This is a genomic window from Virgibacillus siamensis (genome assembly GCF_039522605.1).
In the GTDB taxonomy this organism is placed as follows: Bacteria; Bacillota; Bacilli; order Bacillales; family Amphibacillaceae; genus Lentibacillus; species Lentibacillus siamensis.
The window spans coordinates 128,874-150,784 of sequence record NZ_BAAADS010000016.1; the positions used below are offsets into that span (position 1 = coordinate 128,874).

Genomic DNA, 21,911 nt, shown 5'->3' on the forward strand with positions numbered 1-21,911 from the left:
TTATAAAGCATAACATACATTGTAATCAAATCTGAATTGAATATGCCTGGAATACCTGAAAAAAGTTGAGAAAAACTTGTTTTCTCAACTTTTTATCAATGCATAGGAAACTATAAAATTTATTACTTGTGGATAATTTTTATATTAATGAAAAGCCACGTCCGGCTACAGTGCCCAGCGACTAGCAGTGAACTTGGTGGGACGAGCATTTAGCGCAGTCCCAAACTTCGCACTTCCTCACTACGATAAAGAAGACTTGCCGATTGGTGAAACCAGAGGCTTAGTCGCACTTATACCCTTGCGGTGAAAGTCAACATCGGTTCGTACTTTAAGGAAGGCCGACTAAAACCGGCCTCCCGCGCCAACGTCGACACACCCCTATGAAGGGGCGTGTTTCCTTTATCTCATTGCGGATTAAAGAAGATCGGCTAACTTCGCCGCTTTGCGCGGCAACGCCGACCCACCCTGCATGGCAGGGCGCAGTTTGTACGTCGCTAAACGGGCGCTTACGCCTTTGTTCATGAAATTTACAGTTTTTCCGTAACGGGGTGGATCTGTTCGTTTTTGTTCCTACATATTCCTTCGATACTGCCCGCCGACTTCGTAAAGTGCGTTGGTAATTTGGCCAAGACTGGCGACCTTTACAGTTTCCATCAATTCAACGAAAATATTTCCGCCTGATGCCGCAGTTTCCTTCAGCCTGGATAATGCTGCTTCGGTGTGGTCTTTGTTTGCATCCTGGAATTTATGCAGTTCACTGATCTGGTGCTCTTTTTCCTCTTTGGATGCACGAGCAAGTTCCATCGAATCAATCTGATCTTCTGATGGCGGATTCGGATTGATATACGTATTCACGCCGACAAGCGGCAGCTCACCGGAATGTTTTTTGCCTTCATAATAAAGTGATTCTTCCTGGATTTTCCCGCGCTGATATTGACGCTCCATCGCACCAAGTACGCCGCCGCGGTCGTTCATTTTTTCAAATTCCTGCAGAACTGCTTCTTCCACGAGATCTGTCAGTTCTTCTACCACAAACGATCCTTGCAGGGAATTTTCGTTTTTCGTCAGACCGAATTCCTTATTAATAATCATCTGAATGGCCATCGCGCGTCGGACAGATTCTTCTGTCGGTGTCGTGATTGCCTCATCATATGCATTCGTATGCAGGGAATTCGTGTTATCCTGGATCGCCAGCAGTGCTTGCAGCGTTGTCCGGATATCATTAAAATCAATTTCCTGGGCATGCAGTGAGCGTCCGGAAGTCTGAATATGGTACTTCAACTTCTGACTTCGTTCATTGGCGCCATATTTATCGCGCATCGTGACAGCCCAGATGCGGCGGGCTACACGTCCGATTACTGTGTACTCCGGATCGAGTCCGTTTGAAAAGAAGAACGACAGGTTTTTCGCAAATTTGTTTACGTCCATTCCACGGCTTAAATAGTACTCCACATACGTGAATCCGTTTGCCAGCGTAAAAGCAAGCTGTGTAATCGGGTTTGCTCCAGCTTCGGCAATGTGGTAGCCGGAAATCGATACGGAATAATAGTTGCGTACCTGTTTGTCGATAAAGTACTGCTGGATATCCCCCATCATCCTGAGTGCGAATTCGGTTGAGAAGATACAGGTGTTCTGACCTTGGTCCTCTTTCAAAATATCCGCCTGTACCGTGCCGCGGACAACGGATACCGTTTCATCGCGGATTGCTTCGTACTCTTCTCTGTTCGGCTCACGGTTATTTTCTTCTTTAAACTTGGCAATCTGCTGATCAATTGCCGTATTAAAATACATCGCCAAAATAATCGGTGCCGGTCCGTTAATCGTCATTGACACGGACGTTTTCGGGTCGGTCAGATCAAAACCGCTGTACAACTTTTTCATGTCGTCCAATGTACAGATGCTCACACCACTTTCACCGACTTTTCCATATATATCCGGACGTTCAGCCGGATCCTCGCCGTACAAAGTCACGGAGTCGAAAGCAGTCGAAAGCCGTTTAGCGTCTTCATTTTTGGATAAATAATGAAAACGGCGGTTGGTTCGTTCTGGCGTTCCTTCGCCGGCAAACTGACGGGTTGGGTCCTCTCCCTTTCGTTTGAACGGGAAAACACCTGCCGTGAACGGAAATACGCCTGGTACATTTTCCTTCATCAGCCAGGTCAGACGCTCCCCCCAATCCGTAAATTTCGGGAAGGCAACCTTAGGAACTTTCAATCCGGCAAGTGATTCCGTTGTCAGATCGATCTCAATTTCTTTGTCACGAACCGTATATGTCAGCTTATCCCCGCTGTAACGTTCCTTCGTTTCGTCCCACCCATGAAGCATTTTTTTAGCTTTCGGATCCAATTCATCCTGGTACGTTTCCATTGAATTATTGATTGCTTCAACAGCATTCTCGTCGTCCAGTATTTCTTTTGCACCTTCCAGCTGGTAAAGTTTCCGGGCAATGTTACTCTGTTTATCGGCATGCTTATGATAATTGCGGACATGTGTGGCAATTTCACGCAAGTAATGCCGGCGTTCATTCGTTATAATCATGTTATCTTTTTGTGCGATGATATTCCGTTCAAAATCAACCGCATTGTCCCAGTCATATTTTTCATTTAATGTATCAATGATCGAAGCAAACAAGGAATTTGTTCCGGCATCATTAAACTGGCTTGCAATGGTACCATAAACAGGAAATTTCGTTTTATCTTCATGAAACAGCATATGACTGCGTTCGTACTGTTTACGTACCTGATTGAGGGCATCCTCGGAACCTTTTTGCTCAAATTTATTAATAACAATGAAATCAGCAAAATCTATCATATCGATTTTTTCCAGTTGTGACGGTGCACCAAATTCAGCCGTCATCACATACATCGACAGATCAGTAACGTCAGTAATTGCTGCATCACCCTGCCCAATTCCGCTTGTTTCAACAATGATAAAATCGTAGTTTGCTGCACGCACAACATCAATGACATCCTGGATTGCCTTGGATAATTCACTTCTCGAATCGCGTGTTGCCAGTGAGCGCATATATACACGATCGGTAAAAATAGCGTTCATCCGAATCCGATCACCTAATAATGCGCCGCCGGTTTTCTTTTTCGTCGGATCAATCGAGATAATGGCAATTTTCTTGTCAGGCACCTCATTGATAAAGCGGCGAATCAGTTCGTCGGTCAGGGAGCTTTTCCCCGCGCCGCCGGTACCGGTCATCCCCATAACCGGGGCATGGTTGGATTGTTCCTGCAGTTTTTTCAGAATGGAATGTTTCTGAGAATCATCATCCTGGCTGCTTTCCATATACGTTATGAACCGGGCAACTGCCTGACGCTCACCTGCTGCCAATTTTTCCTGATCCTGTTTCAAGTCGATGGGCGGGAGAAAATCACATTCCTCCAGCATCTGATTGATCATACCCTGAAGACCCAATTCACGGCCGTTTTCCGGTGAAAAGATCCGTGAAACACCGTACTCATGCAGTTCTTTAATTTCCCGCGGGATAATGACACCCCCGCCCCCGCCGTACACTTTGATGTGTGAAGCACCTAATTCATTCAGCAAATCAATCATATATTTGAAGTATTCAACATGACCTCCCTGATACGATGAAATCGCGATACCTTGCGCATCCTCCTGAATTGCCGCATGGACCACTTCTTCAACGGACCGGTTGTGGCCGAGGTGGATCACTTCTGCTCCGCTTGCCTGAAGAATCCGGCGCATAATGTTGATGGACGCATCATGGCCATCATACAAACTTGATGCCGTTACAAAACGAACGGGATTTTCCGGTTTATACAGTTGCACTTGTTCCATCATCAATCCTCCTGTCGTTCGTGTTTTTATGAATTGCCAGCGCCTGCATAAAATAGTGGGTCTGACGTTTGATATATTCATCAAGGGTGAATTGCTTCTGCAGCATCCACCGTCTGAATCCCCACATTTGACCCTGGACAAAAATGTTATTTGCCAAAAGTTTTACATCCTGCTTGGCGAGGTCAGCCGGAACGCACGAAACAATCACTTCCTCGAGCATGCCGACCATATCGCGTTCTTTTTGCAGGACATATTCGCGTGTTTCTTTTTTCATTGACTTGACTTCCTGATACAGGATAATAACTTCCTCCTGCATATCATCCATCAGTTCAAAATAGGAACGGATGACATTTTCCAGGTTATCAACCGAGGGCTTTTTCAGATCAATTGCCGCTTCCAGCCGCTCCCTCACCTGTTGATATATCGCGTCACACACAAGAAAAAGCACATCTTCCTTCGTTCGGATATATTCATAAAGGGTTCCAATACTGAAACCCGATTCTTTGGCGATTTCCCGTGTCGTTGTCCGGTGAAAACCCTTTTCTTTAAAAAGGGTGATTGCTCCTTTAATCATTTGATTTCGGCGTTTTTCAACGAGATTCTCGTCTTTTACAGAAGAAAGGATTTTGTTTTGCCTCATCCGTTGTCCTCCTTCCATTTTTCAAAAATATTTTGTGCGAGCTGATATGGGTCGCTGTCAGCTTCGATTGTTATGTCCCTGTTATTTTCTTCAACGTATGTTTTTACATCACGCCAGATTTCTTCACGAATCAGCTCATAAACCTCCAGCTGCTGCTGAAATCGACGGCGTTTTTGGCCTTCTTTTGTGCTGTATAAAAAGTCATGATGCTCACTGATTTTTTGCCACAGTTTGTCAATCCCTTTATTTTCCGTTGTTATCGTTTTGACGATTTGCGTTTCCTGATCACCTTTTGCTGTCATCATGACAAGTTCTTTTAATAATGCCTTCAATTTACCGTATCCAGGTAAATCTGCCTTGTTGATGATGAACAAATCGGCAATCTCCATAATGCCTGCTTTGAAAATCTGCAGGACATCCCCACTGTTCGGGGTTAAAACAAGTGCCGTGGTATCGACAATTTTCATGATGTCGAGTTCAGACTGACCGACTCCAACCGTCTCGACAAGCACGACATCGAAACCGTACGCATCACAAATCCGGACCGCGTCTTTGGTTGCCCTGGCCAGACCGCCCAGGCTGCCGCGTGTCGCCATACTGCGAATGTACACACCGTCATCGGTAAAATGTTCATTCATCCGAACACGGTCGCCAAGCAGCGCACCTCCGCTGAACGGGCTGGTTGGATCAACCGCTATGACCGCGACTGTCTTTCCTTCATTACGGATATGCGTGATCATCCGGTTAACCAGTGAACTTTTGCCGGCACCGGGCGAACCGGTCAGTCCCACATACCGCGCGTGTTTTTTTGCTGCAAAAACATCGCTCAGCATATCGAGTTTCTCAGGATGATCATTTTCCACCATTGTGATGGCACGAGCCAGTGCACGTATGTTTTTTTCATTAATCTGCTCCACAAGAGGGTGCATGTTTTGATCATCCTTTCTGCTGGTTGCGTGCGTTCGAATTTGTGAACTTCTAACACTTATTGATAAATTTCAAGCACTTTAATCGAGACTTCTAACAACCCAAAGCGAATCAGGCAAATCACGCCTATTTCGTCAGCATCCGGCCAATAACCAAGCGCTGGATTTCGTTCGTTCCTTCATAGATTTGTGTAATTTTCGCATCGCGCATGTACCGTTCAACCGGGTAATCCTTCGTGTAGCCATATCCGCCAAATACCTGAACGGCTTCTACGGTTATGCGCATTGCGGCGTCACCGGCGAATAATTTCGACATTGCAGATGCTTTTCCGTATGGCTTACCCTCTGATTCGAGCCATGCTGCCTGATAAGTCAGGAGGCGTGACGCTTCGACTTCAGTTGCCATATCAGCAAGCTTGAAGGAAATACCCTGGTTCGCTGCGATTGGTTTGCCGAACTGTTCGCGCTCCTTCGCATAATCTGTCGCGGCATCAAGTGCACCCTGAGCGATTCCAAGTGCCTGCGCGGCAATGCCGTTGCGGCCCCCATCAAGTGTGGTCATGGCAATTTTAAATCCGTCACCTTCAGCACCGAGCATATTTTCCTTTGGTACCCGGCAATTTTCAAAAATTAGTTCCGTTGTAGGGGATGAACGGATGCCGAGTTTCTTTTCCTTTTTACCGAATGTAAATCCGTCTGTTCCTTTCTCAACGATAAATGCGCTGATCCCTTTATGACGCGCTTCCGGATTTGTCATGGCAAAAACAAGGTAAAGATCTGCTACACCGCCATTGGTGATCCAGACTTTATTGCCGTTCAAAATGTAATCATCCCCGTCTTTTTTGGCGACGGTTTTCATGCCTGCTGCATCACTGCCTGACCCTGGTTCGGAAAGGGCATATGCACCCAAGGCCTCGCCGGTTGCCAGGCGATGAAGGAATGTTTTCTTCTGTTCTTCATTTCCGTATTTGTAAATCGGCCAGCTGGCAAGTGACAAATGTGCCGACAACGTTACACCAGTCGATGCGCAGACACGGGACAATTCCTCAACCGCGATGACATAACTTACAAAGTCCGCCCCGATTCCGCCGTACTCTTCCGGCCATGGAATTCCAGTCAATCCCAGTTCAGCCATCTTATCAAAAATACTCCGGTCAAAGCGTTCCTCTTCATCGCGCTCAGCTGCAGACGGTTCCACTTCATTTTTGGCAAAATCACGAACCATTTTACGCAGCATTTCCTGTTCTTCCGTCAATTGAAAATCCATTTCCGTCTTCCTCCCTAGTCCTTCAAAAGATTTTTGGCGATTACAATGTGCTGTATCTCATTCGTGCCTTCGTAAATCTCAGTTACTTTAGCATCGCGGAAAATGCGCTCAACCGGATAATCCTCGGTATAGCCGTATCCGCCGAAAACCTGCACTGCTTCGATGGCCGCTTTTCGGGCTGTTTTGGATGCATACATTTTTGCCATCGATGCCTGTTTGCCTGCCGGGATATCGCGCTCCACCAATGACGCAACGTTATAGACTAATAGTTTTGCTGCTTCCACCTCTGTTGCCATATCCGCCAATTTAAAAGATATACCCTGATTGGCAGCGATTGGCTTGCCAAATTGTTTCCGTTCCTTTGCATAGGCGGCAGCATGCTCAAGTGCTGCTTCACCGATACCAAGCGCCTGTGCGGCAATCCCAATCCTGCCGACATTCAGATTAGCCATTGCAATTTTAAATCCGTCACCTTCATTGCCAAGCATCTGTTCTTTTGGCACCTTGCAGTTATCAAAATTTATTTGGACAGTACTGGAACCATGCAGCCCCATCTTTTTTTCCGCCTTACCGATTTCCAATCCAGGTGTTCCCCGTTCAATGATAAAAGCACTAACTCCTTTTGAGCCTGCCTCATCGCTCGTCTGGGCAAAAGTAATGAATGTATCGGCCGAGCCGCCGTTCGTGATAAAAATTTTGGATCCGTTCATAATATAATGGTCGCCATCTTTTTTCGCCCTGGTTTTCATGCTTGCCACGTCAGACCCTGCACCAGGTTCCGTCACAGCAAACGCACCCAGGTATTCCCCGGATGCCAATTTTGGAATGTAATGCTTTTTTTGTGCTTCATTTCCAAAATACAAAATTGGATTTGTACCAACTGATGTGTGGACAGATAAAATAACACCAACCGTCGCACTTACTTTTGCAAGCTCATTAATGGCAATAATATATGACGTGAAGTCCATGCCGCTTCCGCCGTACGCTTCAGGTATCGGGATTCCCATCAGCCCGAGTTCCCCCATTTTATGAATAATTTCTTCCGGAAAACGGTCTTCTTCCTCCATTTGTTTAATACGAGGCTCTACTTCCTTCTGGGCAAAATCGCGAACCATTTTGCGCATCATTTCCTGTTCTTCGGTGAAATGCAGGTTCATTCTGTTTGCCCTCCTTCCTGTTCTTCCTGTTGATTTTCAACTTTCGATTATCGTGCTGCGCTGTATTTAACTGTACTGATAAAAGCCTCGGCCTGATTTTTTACCTAACCATCCGGCTTTAACATACTTTCTGAGCAATGGACATGGACGATACTTGCTGTCAGCAAAGCCTTCATACAGCACTTCCATAATGTAAAGGCATGTATCAAGACCGATGAAGTCAGCCAATGTCAGCGGTCCCATTGGATGATTCATACCCAGTTTCATAACAGTGTCGACATCTTCAACCGATGAAACCCCTTCGTGCACCGCAAAAATTGCTTCATTGATCATCGGCATTAAGATACGATTCGCTGCAAACCCGGGCGCGTCATTCACCTCAACCGGCGCTTTCGACAATTTTTTCGCCATCTCTTCAATAATCTGATACGTTTCATCACTGGTTTGGATACCGCGGATAATTTCGACAAGCTTCATGACAGGAACCGGGTTCATGAAGTGCATCCCGATAACCTGTTCCGGCCGTTTTGTCGCTGCTGCAATTTCCGTAATCGGCAGTGATGATGTGTTTGATGCCAAAATCGCATGTTTTGGAGCAAACGCATCAAGATCACTGAACACTTTTGTTTTCACGTCCATATTCTCAACAATTGCTTCAATCACTAAGTCACATGACCCGGCATCTTTAATTTCCGTTGAAGGTGTCAGCCGGTTAATGGCATCGGTTTTGTCTGATTCACTGATGCGTTCTTTTTCAACAGCACGGGCGAGGAGTTTTTCGATATTTTTCATTCCCTTATCCAGCGCTTCTTTATTTACATCATTTAAAAGAACTTTAAAGCCTGACTGGGCGCATACCTGGGCGATGCCAGCCCCCATTTGTCCGGCGCCTATTACCATTACTTTCTCTATCGCCATGTTTTGTTGCCTCCTTGATTGAACTATTTCTTTGTCTCAGCAGGAAATGTTTTTATTTCCATATAAATCGTGTTGCCGCAAAAAATTTGTGAACTTCTAGCACTTGACCCGTGAACTTCTAGCACCTCAGTTGAAAACTATGGCACTTCACACAAAAACTCTAACAGTTAAACGAATTTCCCAACAAAAACAGTTGCAGACAGTTGCGAAAGACTACTGCTTCGGTACTTCAATCAAAACAGCATCACCTTGACCGCCGCCGCTGCAGATGGCTGCGATGCCAAGTCCGCCGCCCTGGCGCTTCAGTTCATGAATCAATGTCAAAATAATTCGTGCACCACTTGCGCCGATTGGATGTCCCAGTGCGACTGCTCCACCATTCACGTTCACTTTTTCCGGATCAATACCGGCAATTTTGCCACTGGCAAGTGACACGACAGCAAAAGCTTCGTTAATTTCAAACAGATCAATGTCTTCTTTCGCATAGCCGGTTTTTTCAAGCAGTTTATTAATGACGAGTCCCGGTGTTTGCGGGAAATCCTTTGTATCAACTGCTACTTCAGCATGCCCCAGTACGGTTGCCATTGGAGTTTTACCGAGTGCTTCCGCTTTTTCATCCGACATCACGACAAATGCGCATGCACCGTCATTGACACCAGGGGCGTTGCCGGCAGTAATGGAGCCATCTTTGTCAAACGCCGGACGCAATTTCGCAAGTTTTTCAACACTCGTGTCTTTACGAGGTGCCTCATCGGTATCAACAACAAGTGGATCACCTTTACGCTGCGGAACTTCAAGCGCAACGATTTCCTCAGCAAATCTGCCATCCTCGATCGCTTTTACGGCGCGCTGATGACTGCGGTATGCCCATTCATCCTGCTGTTCACGGGATACATCAAATTCTTCGGCAGTGCCATTTCCGTAACTGCCCATGTGTACATTATTAAACGAACATGTCAGCCCGTCATGAACCATCATATCGACAACACGCTTATCACCCATACGATTGCCCCAGCGCGCATCCGGCAGATAATACGGCGCATTGCTCATGCTTTCCATCCCCCCGGCTACAATCACGTCTTCATCACCAACGCGGATCAGCTGATCGGCAAGGGTTACACTGCGCAGTCCTGATGCACATACTTTATTAACCGTTTCTGTTTTAACATCCCATGGAATGCCTGCAACGCGTGCAGCCTGGCGTGATGGTATCTGGCCCTGACCGCCCTGCAAAACAGTTCCCATGATCACTTCATTGATTTCTTTTTCATCAAGTCCGGCGCGGTTCAATGCTTCACGGATTGCTTTTCCGCCAAGCTGCGGGGCAGTAAAAGGTTTCAACGCTCCCCCAAATTTCCCAAATGGTGTTCTGGCGCCTGATACAATAACGGTTTTACGCATTTCGTCAGCTCCCTTTTCTATACTAGTTTTATAGTTTCATGTGGCAACGCTTTCTTTTAACGTATCATCCCACCTGTGAAGTTGCAATCAAAAAACGATTGAACGCTCGCTCAGGTATTGGCTTAAAAGCAGAGGGGCATTTCACCCCTCTGTTTTGCACTTATGCTGTTTTTACTTCTTCTTCCACGAAAACACTCAGTGCAAGAATTTCCGCAACATCCATTGTGCTGATGTCTTCGTCGACTTCTTTCGCTTTCGTACCGTCACTAAGCATGGTCAGACAGAATGGACATGCACTGGAAATCATCGTGGATTCTGTTTGCATCGCCTGTTCGGTGCGGGCAACGTTAATCCGGTTACCGGTTGTTTCCTCAGTCCACATCAGACCACCGCCGGCACCGCAGCACATACCGTTTTCTTTGCTGCGCTCCATTTCAATCAATTGAAGTCCTGGTATTGATTTCAGAATTTCTCTTGGCGGATCATATACGCCGTTGTATCGTCCAAGATAGCAGGAATCATGGTATGTCAGGCGCTGATTAATTTCCCGCTTCGGCTCCAGCTTGCCGTTCATCACCAGGTCATACAACATTTGTGTATGGTGATACACCTCCGCTTCAAAACCGAAATCTGGATATTCGTTTTTGAAAATATTGTATGCGTGCGGATCGATGGTTACGATCTTCTTCACATCATGTTTATTGAATTCCTTAATGTTTTTCTCGGCAATTTCCTGGAATAAAAATTCATTTCCAATGCGGCGTGCCGTATCACCGGAGTTCTGTTCCTTGTTTCCTAAAATCGCAAAGCTGATTCCCGCCTGGTTCATCAGCTTGGCAAACGCAAGTGCGATTTTTTGACTGCGATTGTCAAATGACCCCATGGAACTTACCCAGAAAAGATATTCAAAATCTTTATCCTCTTTTTTCAGCTCTTTGACAGTCGGGATGTATGCATCCTCATCCTGTTCGCGCCACTTGACCCGGTCTTTTTTGGAAAGTCCCCATGGGTTGCCTTGACGTTCGATGTTCATAACAGCACGCTGGGCTTCCGGATCCATTTTTCCTTCTGTCATTACCAGATAGCGGCGCATGTCAATGATTGTACCGACGTGTTCGTTATTAACCGGACATGCGTCTTCACAGTTACGGCATGTCGTACAGCCGGAAAGCTCCTCTTCCGTTATAACATCACCAATCAGACTGACAGCCTCCATCTTGCTGACTGCTCCATCAGCAGTTGCCATTTGATTACCAGCCGTGCCTGAAAATGCATAGGTCGGTACCCATGGTTTTTTTCCGGTAACTGCTGCACCTTTTTGTGTCAGGTGATCACGCGCTTTAATCATGATATCCATCGGTGACAGCATTTTTCCTGTTCCGGATGCCGGGCAGACATCGGTACAGCGCCCGCATTCCACACAGGCGTAAAAGTCAATCATCTGGTGCTGTTCGAAATCTTCCACTTTACCGACACCAAAAGAGATTTCATCGGCATCCTCATCTTCATCAATATCAAAGTCTATTTTTTTCAGTTTTCCTGGTACACGTTTACTCAAAAACACGTTGGCCGGTGCAGCAATCAAGTGTGCGTGTTTGGATTGTGGTACATAGATCAGGAATGACAGAATGGTAATGGTGTGGACCCACCAAAACACAAAGAACAGTGCAACCGCAGCAGTTTCAGGCAGCCAGCCGAATGCTAAAGCTATTAAACTGGCAACAGGCTGAGATATTCCCGGATCGATTTCATCCAGCCAAATGATTTCCATCCCATTTGACATCAGAACAGACAACATCAATGTACCAATGAAAAGCAGCACAAGTCCCGCTTTAAACCCGCGCTTCAGGCGGACGATTTTTTCAATGTAGCGGCGGTAGAATGCCCACACCACCGCAACCAGGATCATTAACACGACCAACTCCTGGAAAAACGTGAAGATCGGATATACAGGCCCGAACGGCAAGTGACTGCCGGGAGCAAGCCCCTTTATAAATAAGTCGATTGCACCGAATTGGACGAGCAGGAAACCATAAAACATCATGACATGAATGGATCCTGATTTTTTATCTTTCAGCAGCTTGGACTGTCCAAAAACAATTTTGCCAATCCGGCGGAACCGTTCTTTAAAATCACGGTCAAAATCTGATTTCTTCCCCATTTTAATGTATGCGATTCGCGTTGTCACAACTCTGGCAAACAAGTATACACCATAGATGACAATAGCTGCGAACGCCAGTGCATTTATAAGTAAAAATGTGTCCATCTCTCGCTCCCCCTCTGTAAGTATTGTAACGTAAAATGACAACGATTGCATTTTTCAGTAAAATAAAAAAATGAACCTATGAGAAATGTCTATAGTTATACTTTATAAGTGAATGATCATTCAGTCAACTCATTTTTTGTGAAATGTGACATTTGTCATAAATTGAGTGGGCTGTATTGCCTGTTTAATAAGACGTTATAAATTTTTCATTACATGCCACCTTTGATGATTTGGTTTCGATAGTAATTATATAAAGGGGCCTATTTTTCACCTTCTATGATGTCTAAAAGGCGCCAGCTTCAAATGCTGACGCCTCAATACTCAACTATTCCGTTTTTATATAATTGGTCCCAATTCCGGGCTCCATGGAACAAATGAACGTATAAAGCACCCGAACCACTTTTAAAGTAATACAGGAATTTTACATCTTCTCCGGTGCATGAACCCCAAGCAATTGGAGGCTGTTTTGAATCGTGATCCGCACTGCTTTCATCAGAGCGATGCGTGCTTTGGTTCGTTCCGGGTCATCCGGGTTTAACACTTTTTCTGCATTGTAGAAACTATGCAGCAGGGATGCGAGGTCGAACACATACTGCGTAACTTTATGCGGTGTCTGCTTTTGTGCTGCATCGGCAACCGTCTGCGGGAATTCGCCGAGTTTTTTCAGCAGTTCGACTTCCTTTTCCGCGGTCAGCAGGTCAGCATTGTACGTTTCGTCAATTGCAAATCCTTTATCGTTGGCCTGTCTGAGCATGGTGCAAATCCTTGCATGAGCATACTGGACATAGTAGACCGGATTGTCGTTTGATTCCGATTTGGCAAGATCCATATCAAAATCCAATGGTGTATCATTGGAACGCATGATAAAGAAATACCGGACTGCATCGGCACCGACTTCATCCAGCAGATCCCGCAGTGCAACGATTTTTCCGGTTCGCTTGGACATCTTGACCAGTTCACCATTTTCAAACAAACGAACCATTTGAATGATTTGAACGCCAAATTTTGCTGCCGGATAACCAAGCGCCTGAATTGCAGCACGCATTCTTGCAATATAACCGTGATGATCGCCGCCCCATACATTGACAATCTGATCATAACCGCGCTCCAATTTGTTCTTATGATAGGCAATATCCGGTGTCAGATAGGTGTAATTACCGTCCTGTTTAATGAGCACCCGATCCTTATCATCACCGAATGCAGTGGAGCGGAACCAGACAGCACCATCCTGTTCATAGACATAACCGTCATCTTTCAGCGTCTGAACGGCTTCATTCACTTTGTCGGCATTGTACAGCGACTGCTCCGAGAACCAGTTGTCAAAATGGACGCCGAAATCGTTCAAGTCTTTTTTTAATTTATCCAGCTCAAAATTCAGTCCATATTCCTTAAAAAAAGCAAGGCGTTCTTTCTCGTCAGTTTGTACCCATTTATCACCATACTCGGCAGCAAGTGTTTTGCCGATGTCGATTATATCAGAGCCGCGATATCCGTCCTCCGGCATGTCTGCATCCATTCCGAGCGCCTCTTTGTATCGCACGTCAATCGACATGGCGAGATTATCAATCTGGCTGCCGGCATCATTAATATAATATTCCCGCTCTGTTTGGTAACCGGCCATTTCCAGCACATTGCAAAGCACATCGCCGAACGCCGCACCCCGGGCATGTCCAAGGTGCAGATCACCAGTCGGGTTAACGGAAACGAACTCCACCTGAACTCTTTCCCCATTACCTGCATCCGTTTTGCCGTATGATTCACCGGCGTTTAAAATAGTCGGAATCAATTCACCAAGATAGTCATCTTTCATGAAAAAATTGATGAAACCGGGTCCGGCAATTTCCACTTTGTCAACTGCCGCTTTCGTACTGTCCAGATGGTGCACAATATCATCGGCAATCTGACGGGGAGCCTTTTTGGCAATACGGGCAAGCTGCATCGCAATGTTGGTTGCGAAATCCCCATGTGCTTTTTCTTTCGGTTTTTCCAGGTTAATTGCCGGAAGCTCTGCTTTGGATGCAAGTTCAGCCTGCAAAACCGCCGCTTCAATTTCCTGTTTCAACATATCTTCTGTTTGTGCCAGGACGTTCATTCGGCATCCTCCTTCTTTATGGTTAATTCCAGTTTGTGTTTCCGTTCTTCCTGCCCATTCAGGCTTACCGAATAATCAATTGTCAAAAATCCATTCTGCTCATCCGTCAGAGATTGAAAAGAAATTGTATCGGTATGTGTTTCCATATGTATATTTCCATGCGGATGCTGGAATACATTTTCCGTTTTTCGGCTGGTATGAAATTGCTGATGCATCGCAACCGGACCAACGCGCTTAATGCTCACCTTATCCGGATTGATGGTTATCAGGTTTTTAATCGGTGCACCGTCATCCGATGTTTCCTCAAACGTCAGAATGCAGCGATCGCCCTTTTCATAATACGCGCCGGTCGCATTAATCCTGTTATACTCCATTTGTCCGTCGTTATCAATGATTGTCTGCATGTTAATTGTAATGGATTTTGGCTTCAAGTTCATCCTGCTCCGTTCCTGCAATGTATAATTTCCTATTATAGCGATAATGGCACCTGTTTATCAACACAAAAACCATTTTACACACGCACTTGGAAATATGCGACCTTTCCCGTTTAATTCAGCCATCCTTTTCCCATAATGGTATTAATAATGTTTAATGGGGTAGGGCCGTATGAAAAAATTTTTTCCGCAAAATAAATATTACCGGTTTCTATATATCATTGGCGGCATGGCCATGCTTGGTGTTGCTGCACTTATATCTGTTTATTTTATCAGCTTTTTACTGGGACCGCCTAAACTTACAACCGAACAAAACACCATTTATTATGGCATTCATGATGAAGTCATCGGTGAAGAAAGCGGTGTTGAAAATCGGTATTGGGTCGACCTGGAGGATATATCGCCGCATGTGATCAACGCAACACTTGCGATTGAGGATCAGCATTTTTATGAACATAATGGATTTGATTTGAAACGAATAGCTGGTGCCGTCCTTGCTGATCTAAAAAGCATGTCACTGGAGGAAGGCGCAAGCACACTAACCCAGCAGTACGCCAGAAATCTTTTTTTGTCCCATGAAAAAACGTGGATCCGTAAAATAAAGGAAGCCTTTTATACGATTCGCATTGAAATGTACTACTCCAAAAATGAAATTCTCGAAGGCTACCTGAACACAATCTACTTTGGCCATGGTGCATATGGCATCGAAGCGGCCAGTCGGTTTTTTTACGATAAACCGGCGAGTGACCTGACATTAGCTGAGGCATCGATGCTTGCTGCAATTCCGAAAGGGCCGTCCTATTATTCTCCATTAAATGACAGGGAAAATGCCGAAGAACGGCAGCAACAAATCCTGGCGACTATGCGGGATAATGACATGATCACCGAACAGCAATATTTTCTTGCAGCACACGCAAACCTGGCTTTTTCCGGAAAAGATGAGCAGGAAAACCCTGCTGCAGCACCTTATTTTCAGGATACCGTCTTATTAGAAGCTGCAAGGGTTCTCGACCTTGACAAAGAGTCCATCCGCTCCGGCGGCTATAAAATCTTTACGACACTTGATAAGTCCATGCAGAAAAAACTGGAGAAAAACGCAGCCACTGTTATTGATAATTCCAGTGAAATTCAGGTTGGTGCCATGGCAATGGATCCGAAAACGGGTGGTATTCGTGCATTAATTGGCGGTAAAAACTATCAGGAAAGCCAGTTTAACCGGGCTGTACGGGCGAAACGTATGCCGGGATCCACATTTAAACCTTTTCTGTACTACGCTGCCCTTCGAAACGGCTACACACCAAGTACGATGCTGGTGAGCAAGCCGACAGCTTTTAAGCTTGAAGATGGCGAGGTATATCAGCCAAGCAATTTCAATGGCTACTATGCCAACAAACCAATATCACTGGCACAGGCATTAGCGCTGTCAGATAATGTGTATGCTGTTAAAACAAACCTTTACCTTGGTACCGGAAAACTAGTTGATACCGCACGGAAATTCGGAATCAACGGTAAACTCCCGGCAGTACCTTCCCTCGCGCTCGGAACAGCATCAGTTACTGTCGAGGACATGGTAACCGGCTATGGGATGATTGCCAATGGCGGCAATGAGATCGAAGGACACACGATCCAGAAAATTGTTAACCGGCGCGGAAAAGTTGTCTTTGAACGGGATACCTCCTCCGGCAAGCAAGTATTAGATGAGCAGACCACGTTCGTGTTGACCCAACTATTGACTGGAATCTTTGATCACGCACTGGATGGCTATATGTCCGTAACCGGCTCGACAATCGCCGGTGAATTAAACCGAACGTATGCCGCCAAGTCCGGCACGACCAATTCGGACAGCTGGATGATCGGCTACAGTCCATCACTCGTAATGGGAGTTTGGACAGGATATGACAATAATAATCAAATCGTAAAATCAGCGGAATTAGCCTATGCGAAAGATATTTGGGCAGGGTTTATGACAGCTGCGCACCAGGACGTGCCCGAGCAAGGATTCACCGCTCCGGACGGGGTTGTTGGAGTGATGATTGACCCGGTCACCGGTAAACGGGCAACACCATACTGTGAAACTGGGCGGGTGATGTATTTTGAAAAAGGCACCGCACCAAAGACACATTGCACAAAACATATGCCAGACAATGGCGGGGAGATTGAACCTGACCCTGATAAGAAGGTCCGTGAAGAGGATAAAGGCATTTTTGAAAAATTGTTTGATGCGTTGTTTTGAGGCATTGCTACTGATTGAGGGCCCCATCTAAAGAGTGTTTTTCTCATTTTTTTTGGCCCCTTTCCCATTTGACGCTGCCTCTCCCAATTGAAGGGTCCAATTTACAACTAATCTACCTCTCAAATTCAACAACATTTCATAATCATTGTTGCTGTCCAACAATTGAAATAAACTGCGACACAGTATGATGCTCTACCACCGCTGCGGAAATACACGTCGCTTTCCGTGGGCGGCTGATGAGCCTCCTTGTGCTCGTCGTGTTGCAAGCATATTCAGTGGTGTTACACTCCTCGCAAAAAAGATCGCTACCGCGCTGCGGGGTCTCATCTAGGCCTCTGCTCCCACAGGAGTCTCCGCGTATTTCCTCCGCTATTATTACGTTTATGACTCTTTGCTTATAGAATAACGGTTGATACCACTACACTAGTCCGGGTAAGCGGAGGGCGGTGACTCCTGCGGGAACAGCACGTGTCCGAAGACCCCGCAGAGTGATTTTCTCGAGGAGGCTGCGGCCGTGCCCGCGGAAAACATCCGCCCGAAGCGATCCCGGGCGGTAGGGCGCAAAACAAAAAAGAAGCTGACTCTCAATAACGGAGTCAGCCTCTTTTTTGTCCTAGTAATACATGAGTTAGCCCATGTATACATATTTTACAAATTTCCGGTTGAAAGTACAAGATTTTAAATTATTGTTCATAATTCAGTCACAAAGTGTTCACGATTCCGGAAGTGCTTCTTTAAGCACATTGCCGGAGTTATTCCAATAATCCCCGCCTTCAAAGTCAGCAAGGAAATCTTTCAATAATTTTTTGGAGTGGTCATCCATATGCTCAATCATGATCTTGCCTTTCAGTGACTTATCCATATGTGTCACGTGTTCCGGCATGGATTTGTAGGCACGTTTAATCGAACGATCGACACGAATTTCACTGCCGCATACCCCGGAAAAATACGGACCATTTTCACCTTTTTCCACCGTGACCCAGACAATCCAATATAGTTTCCCATTTGGTACCTCATCTTTGTTCGGTAAAAACTTCACACGGCGTTCCACTTCACTGCGAGCGTGCATTGCGCCCATGTCAACAAACGCCCGGTCTTCATTTGGATCAATTATAACCGGAGACATATTTTCAAGGCTGATGGCACCAATCCCATAGCCGCCATGGCCGTCAGTGGAATCATCCTTTAGTATCGTAAACTGATTGGTTTTCTTTTTATCAGAAGATTGTTCTGAACTCATTACTTGGACCCTCCTTCAAGCTTTGGCTCAATTGTAGCACAGGTTGGCGGGGTATTTCACATGCTAGCGCTTTGATGCCAAATCGTGCATCAGTTATGAACTCAACTTTCGCACCAATAAAATAATCTTAAACTGTCAACAGTGGTGAAGTTGAATCGTTTCTAATTGCTGCTTGACAATCTTAAAAAATGTTCATCCGCCGCGTTTGACTTCCGTTCCGGGCGGATGCTTTCCGCGGGCACGGCCTCAGCCCTCCTCGGAAGAAACCCACTTCCTGCGGGGTCTTCGGACTCGTGCTTTTCCCGCAGGAGTCACCGCCCTCCACTCCAATCAAACGCTGATTTAGTTCACTGGAGATGTTTAGCTATCTATCAATATCGATATCAGCAGAGTGGATAATACAGCGGAGGAAATACGCGGAGACTCCTGTGGGAGCAGAGGCCTAGATGAGACTCCGTAGCGCGATAGCGATCTTTTTTGCGAGGAGTGTAACACCACTGAATATGCTTGCAACACGACGAGCACAAGGAGGCTCAACAGCCGCCCACGGTAAAGAAGACACAGCGAAAGTGTTTTTCTGGAGCTGATGTCGCACTTATGCTGGCAGTAAAAGCGACGTGTATTTCCGCAGCGGCAGACTAACACCCACATAAAATTAATCCAAAGTCAATCCACTCAATATATCTCATGTCCCTGTACGGTCATCAATACTAATCTACCCATTTGACCTGCGAAAGTTGAGTTATGAATTTACAAAAACCTGCATAACCCACCTAAAAGAGGGATTGAAACTAATCTTTTTCTATGTTTAAATTAATCATCAAGAATAATCATAAATTTTCGGGTGTCCGTGTATTATTTGCAAACTTTTGAACATAATTATATAATATGATTACAACTCATGCAGTTGTCTTGAATAGTGCAACACGCATTCTCTTGGACGACAGGTCTTACCATCCAACTTAGAGTTTGGACGAACTTGGCTGAAAGTTTTACTTACCTTTCGTAGCTGAGTTAAGATCAAACTCTCCAAGTTTATCTACTTAAGCTACAGGAGAGTTTTCATGTTTCAGTACCATTTTTTAGGTAACAATTATCGTAACAAAAACTCTAAGGTAAGATCGAAGCAAAAAAGCACACCTCCTAAAGATGTCTTACTAACATCAGAGGTCGTGCTTTTTTGTACGTAAGCACCCTTTCAAGTGTTTCAGGATACCAGCTGCAACCATCTTACCCTATAAATACATTATCAGAACTCAAGTACTTATGACAGCATCTTTCATGACCCTTGGACAGACCAATCCAGTGCTTACAGTCTATGTATCCCTCAATCAACCCTACTCAGGTACTTTATTACTCTAGATGTTCTATGTGCGCTGTTAATCAAAGATGTTCAAACAAATCACATATAAATTCTTACATACAGCTGTGATGTAAAATACTACCCGAGCCCAACTCTCGGGTTTCTTTATTTTTTCGTGTTGTTTCCTTTGTCTTCTTGAATAGTATTGCAACGACGCACCCTCCCTTCTAGGGAAGACGCAGTCCTTGGCTTGATAACCTATATTTTACCATAACCTAAAGCTATTTTTATGGTTAATGCATTAAATTGCTTAAATAAAAAAAAGCTTATTTACACTTCCGCTATCAAACAGGCGGATTTTCACGTAATGATGTAATAAACGATTGCGCATCGCTGATTTCTTCGTCCGTATATTTTTGCTTTGGCTTGACGGTATGTATTTTTTCAATCAGCTGGTTTACCGGTAAATCGTTAAAAAAGAGCATGGTCGAAACAAGTTCAAGGAAACGGGAACTTTTCTCCTGCAAACGTGCAACCTGTGTTGTCATCTCCGGCATGTCCATTTTAAATTGATTTAAAAAGGCTTTCCCGTCATCGGTAATCGTATAATTGTATTGAAAATAATTGCTTCGTTCCTCTTTCTCCTCGGCAATGAATCCGAGATTGCACAGCTCTTCCACACGCAGTGACAACTCCTCGGAATAGGGTCCATAAAAATGAAACTGATATTTTTCTTCAAATGGTACGTGACACTGCTGTAAAATATAGATCATTTTCTGCAGCTTTTTCCGTCCGCTGATGTCTTGTGCCACTGAAAAAAATTGCATTAACTTCGCATGATTCGTCAACATCATTTCTCATTCCTCCGTATATAGTGAAACTTCAATAAGCATATAAGGGGACCCCCTCCCGTCTCGTCAGTTTCGGGCGGGAGATAAAAGGTCCAAAATTCTACTTTTAACAGGATCATCATCGGTAAGACTTTCCAGCATGTCCCTGGGAAAATACAGCTTGTGGTCCGTCCGTTTTTTTCCGGAAATGGATTCCACAATATCCGAGTGACGCGACAGCTCCTTCAGCCCGCCATCCGGCATTAGCAAGTGAATCGGCAGGCGTTCTTCCTCTTCCCCGGGACGGTAAAAGTCATACGGCAGATCAGACGAGGAATCAACGACCAGATAATATTCCGGGTCTATTCCCGCCTTCTGAAACAGCCGGTAGAGTTCCATCCATTCGTTCATCTGCTGGTTCGGATTGAATTCGATATACTTAAATAAGCGCCGGTTCACGAACCGCTCGCACAAATCGCGCAGTATATCATCATCTTCCTCCTGCCACAACTGGAAATAATAGGAAACAATCGACTCATCCAGCTTCAAATAATCACTGAGATCCACCTGTTCTTTAAAAAACGAGATAAAATGGATCGGCTTCAGTTTGAATGTGTAATTTTCTTCAAAAAGATATTTGGCCCGGTGCAGTATTCTCGATAAAATCACTTCCGCGCTTCTCGTAACCGGGTGAAAATAAACCTGCCAGTACATCTGATAGCGGCTCATAATATAATCTTCCACCGCGTGCATGCCGCTCGATTTAATGACAACCTGATCCTCTATCGGGCGCATCACACGGAGAATCCGCTCCATATCAAAATGACCGTAACTGACGCCGGTAAAATAAGCATCACGCTGCAAATAATCCATCCGGTCGGCATCAATCTGACTGGAAATCAGGCTGACCACGAGTTTGTCCTCATATGTCTTATTAATGACATCAGCAACTTTTTTGGAAAAACCGGGCGAAACACATTCCAATATCCGGTTTATTTCCGTGTCGCCTACAATAATCTGCTTGGTGAAATACTCATGATCCAGCTTGAACACTTTCTCGAACGAATGGGAAAATGGACCATGCCCCAAATCATGCAGAAGCGCTGCACACAAACACAGCAACCGTTCGTCGGGATTCCAGTGCGGACGCCCCTGGAAGTTATACAAGATGCGGCGGACAATTTCATACACGCCAAGCGAGTGGTTGAACCGGCTGTGTTCGGCGCCGTGGAATGTCAAATAGGTGGTGCCAAGCTGCTTGATTCGCCGCAGCCGCTGGAATTCAGGTGTGGCAATCAAATCCCAAATCACCCGATCCTGCACGTGAACGTAACGGTGAACAGGATCTTTAAACACTTTTTCTTCGTTTAATTGTTCGTCTTTATATGCCATAT

The 21,911-nt window shown here is 45.3% G+C and carries 14 protein-coding genes; 1 reads left to right on the top strand and 13 read right to left on the bottom strand.

The annotated features are described in order from the left end of the window. Positions 1–570: 570 nt before the first annotated feature. The 10 genes from icmF to ABD010_RS11870 all read right to left on the bottom strand — a co-directional run bounded on the left by icmF (position 571) and on the right by ABD010_RS11870 (position 14,914). The gene (icmF, locus tag ABD010_RS11825; protein WP_343813399.1) at positions 571–3,810 is read right to left on the bottom strand and encodes a fused isobutyryl-CoA mutase/GTPase IcmF; all 3,240 of its coding nucleotides are present in this window, start codon (positions 3,808–3,810) and stop codon (positions 571–573) included. Continuing rightward, positions 3,788–4,450: a TetR/AcrR family transcriptional regulator gene (locus ABD010_RS11830; protein ID WP_343813256.1), complete on the bottom strand. Its 663-nt coding sequence runs from the start codon at positions 4,448–4,450 to the stop codon at positions 3,788–3,790. Before ABD010_RS11830 ends, icmF begins: the two co-directional genes overlap by 23 nt. After that, complete coding sequence (meaB, locus tag ABD010_RS11835) at positions 4,447–5,379, bottom strand: methylmalonyl Co-A mutase-associated GTPase MeaB (RefSeq protein WP_343813258.1); 933 nt, start codon at positions 5,377–5,379, stop codon at positions 4,447–4,449. Before meaB ends, ABD010_RS11830 begins: the two co-directional genes overlap by 4 nt. 124 nt (positions 5,380–5,503) lie before the next feature. After that, the gene (locus tag ABD010_RS11840; RefSeq protein WP_343813260.1) at positions 5,504–6,643 is read right to left on the bottom strand and encodes an acyl-CoA dehydrogenase; all 1,140 of its coding nucleotides are present in this window, start codon (positions 6,641–6,643) and stop codon (positions 5,504–5,506) included. Positions 6,644–6,657: 14 nt separating this feature from the next. After that, a complete protein-coding gene (locus ABD010_RS11845; protein ID WP_343813262.1) occupies positions 6,658–7,800 on the bottom strand; it encodes an acyl-CoA dehydrogenase in 1,143 nt (380 codons plus the stop codon). A 66-nt stretch (positions 7,801–7,866) separates the two neighbouring features. Then, entirely contained in the window at positions 7,867–8,718 is an 852-nt protein-coding gene (locus tag ABD010_RS11850; protein ID WP_343813264.1) for a 3-hydroxybutyryl-CoA dehydrogenase, read from the bottom strand. A gap of 213 nt (positions 8,719–8,931) precedes the next feature. Then, positions 8,932–10,119, bottom strand: coding sequence for an acetyl-CoA C-acetyltransferase (locus tag ABD010_RS11855; RefSeq protein WP_343813266.1), 1,188 nt, complete (start codon positions 10,117–10,119; stop codon positions 8,932–8,934). A gap of 160 nt (positions 10,120–10,279) precedes the next feature. Beyond that, positions 10,280–12,385: a (Fe-S)-binding protein gene (locus ABD010_RS11860; RefSeq protein WP_343813268.1), complete on the bottom strand. Its 2,106-nt coding sequence runs from the start codon at positions 12,383–12,385 to the stop codon at positions 10,280–10,282. A 421-nt stretch (positions 12,386–12,806) separates the two neighbouring features. Further along, the gene (argS, locus tag ABD010_RS11865) at positions 12,807–14,477 is read right to left on the bottom strand and encodes an arginine--tRNA ligase (protein WP_343813270.1); all 1,671 of its coding nucleotides are present in this window, start codon (positions 14,475–14,477) and stop codon (positions 12,807–12,809) included. After that, positions 14,474–14,914, bottom strand: a complete 441-nt coding sequence (locus tag ABD010_RS11870; RefSeq protein ID WP_343813272.1) for a YwiB family protein — start codon at positions 14,912–14,914, stop codon at positions 14,474–14,476. The genes argS and ABD010_RS11870 overlap by 4 nt, the downstream gene beginning before the upstream one ends. Positions 14,915–15,083: 169 nt before the next feature. On the opposite strand from ABD010_RS11870, the gene ABD010_RS11875 reads away from it, so the two are divergent. Continuing rightward, positions 15,084–17,144: a transglycosylase domain-containing protein gene (locus ABD010_RS11875; protein ID WP_343813274.1), complete on the top strand. Its 2,061-nt coding sequence runs from the start codon at positions 15,084–15,086 to the stop codon at positions 17,142–17,144. Positions 17,145–17,856: 712 nt separating this feature from the next. On the opposite strand, the gene ABD010_RS11880 is transcribed toward ABD010_RS11875, so the two are convergent. The 3 genes from ABD010_RS11880 to ABD010_RS11890 form a co-directional block, all read right to left on the bottom strand. Further along, positions 17,857–18,384, bottom strand: a complete 528-nt coding sequence (locus ABD010_RS11880) for a YwhD family protein (protein WP_343813276.1) — start codon at positions 18,382–18,384, stop codon at positions 17,857–17,859. Positions 18,385–20,031: 1,647 nt separating this feature from the next. Beyond that, on the bottom strand, positions 20,032–20,538 hold the full coding sequence (locus tag ABD010_RS11885; protein ID WP_343813401.1) for a YwgA family protein: 507 nt from the start codon (positions 20,536–20,538) through the stop codon (positions 20,032–20,034). Positions 20,539–20,604: 66 nt separating this feature from the next. After that, positions 20,605–21,909, bottom strand: a complete 1,305-nt coding sequence (locus ABD010_RS11890) for an HD domain-containing protein (protein ID WP_343813277.1) — start codon at positions 21,907–21,909, stop codon at positions 20,605–20,607. Positions 21,910–21,911 lie beyond the last annotated feature (2 nt).

Bases quoted from the DNA above. Each gene is read 5' to 3' on its own strand.
- icmF (WP_343813399.1), bottom strand. From the start codon at position 3,810: ATGGAACAAGTGCAACTGTATAAACCGGAAAATCCCGTTCGTTTTGTA.
- ABD010_RS11830 (WP_343813256.1), bottom strand. From the start codon at position 4,450: ATGAGGCAAAACAAAATCCTTTCTTCTGTAAAAGACGAGAATCTCGTT.
- meaB (WP_343813258.1), bottom strand. From the start codon at position 5,379: ATGCACCCTCTTGTGGAGCAGATTAATGAAAAAAACATACGTGCACTG.
- ABD010_RS11840 (WP_343813260.1), bottom strand. From the start codon at position 6,643: ATGGATTTTCAATTGACGGAAGAACAGGAAATGCTGCGTAAAATGGTT.
- ABD010_RS11845 (WP_343813262.1), bottom strand. From the start codon at position 7,800: ATGAACCTGCATTTCACCGAAGAACAGGAAATGATGCGCAAAATGGTT.
- ABD010_RS11850 (WP_343813264.1), bottom strand. From the start codon at position 8,718: ATGGCGATAGAGAAAGTAATGGTAATAGGCGCCGGACAAATGGGGGCT.
- ABD010_RS11855 (WP_343813266.1), bottom strand. From the start codon at position 10,119: ATGCGTAAAACCGTTATTGTATCAGGCGCCAGAACACCATTTGGGAAA.
- ABD010_RS11860 (WP_343813268.1), bottom strand. From the start codon at position 12,385: ATGGACACATTTTTACTTATAAATGCACTGGCGTTCGCAGCTATTGTC.
- argS (WP_343813270.1), bottom strand. From the start codon at position 14,477: ATGAACGTCCTGGCACAAACAGAAGATATGTTGAAACAGGAAATTGAA.
- ABD010_RS11870 (WP_343813272.1), bottom strand. From the start codon at position 14,914: ATGAACTTGAAGCCAAAATCCATTACAATTAACATGCAGACAATCATT.
- ABD010_RS11875 (WP_343813274.1), top strand. From the start codon at position 15,084: ATGAAAAAATTTTTTCCGCAAAATAAATATTACCGGTTTCTATATATC.
- ABD010_RS11880 (WP_343813276.1), bottom strand. From the start codon at position 18,384: ATGAGTTCAGAACAATCTTCTGATAAAAAGAAAACCAATCAGTTTACG.
- ABD010_RS11885 (WP_343813401.1), bottom strand. From the start codon at position 20,538: ATGTTGACGAATCATGCGAAGTTAATGCAATTTTTTTCAGTGGCACAA.
- ABD010_RS11890 (WP_343813277.1), bottom strand. From the start codon at position 21,909: ATGGCATATAAAGACGAACAATTAAACGAAGAAAAAGTGTTTAAAGAT.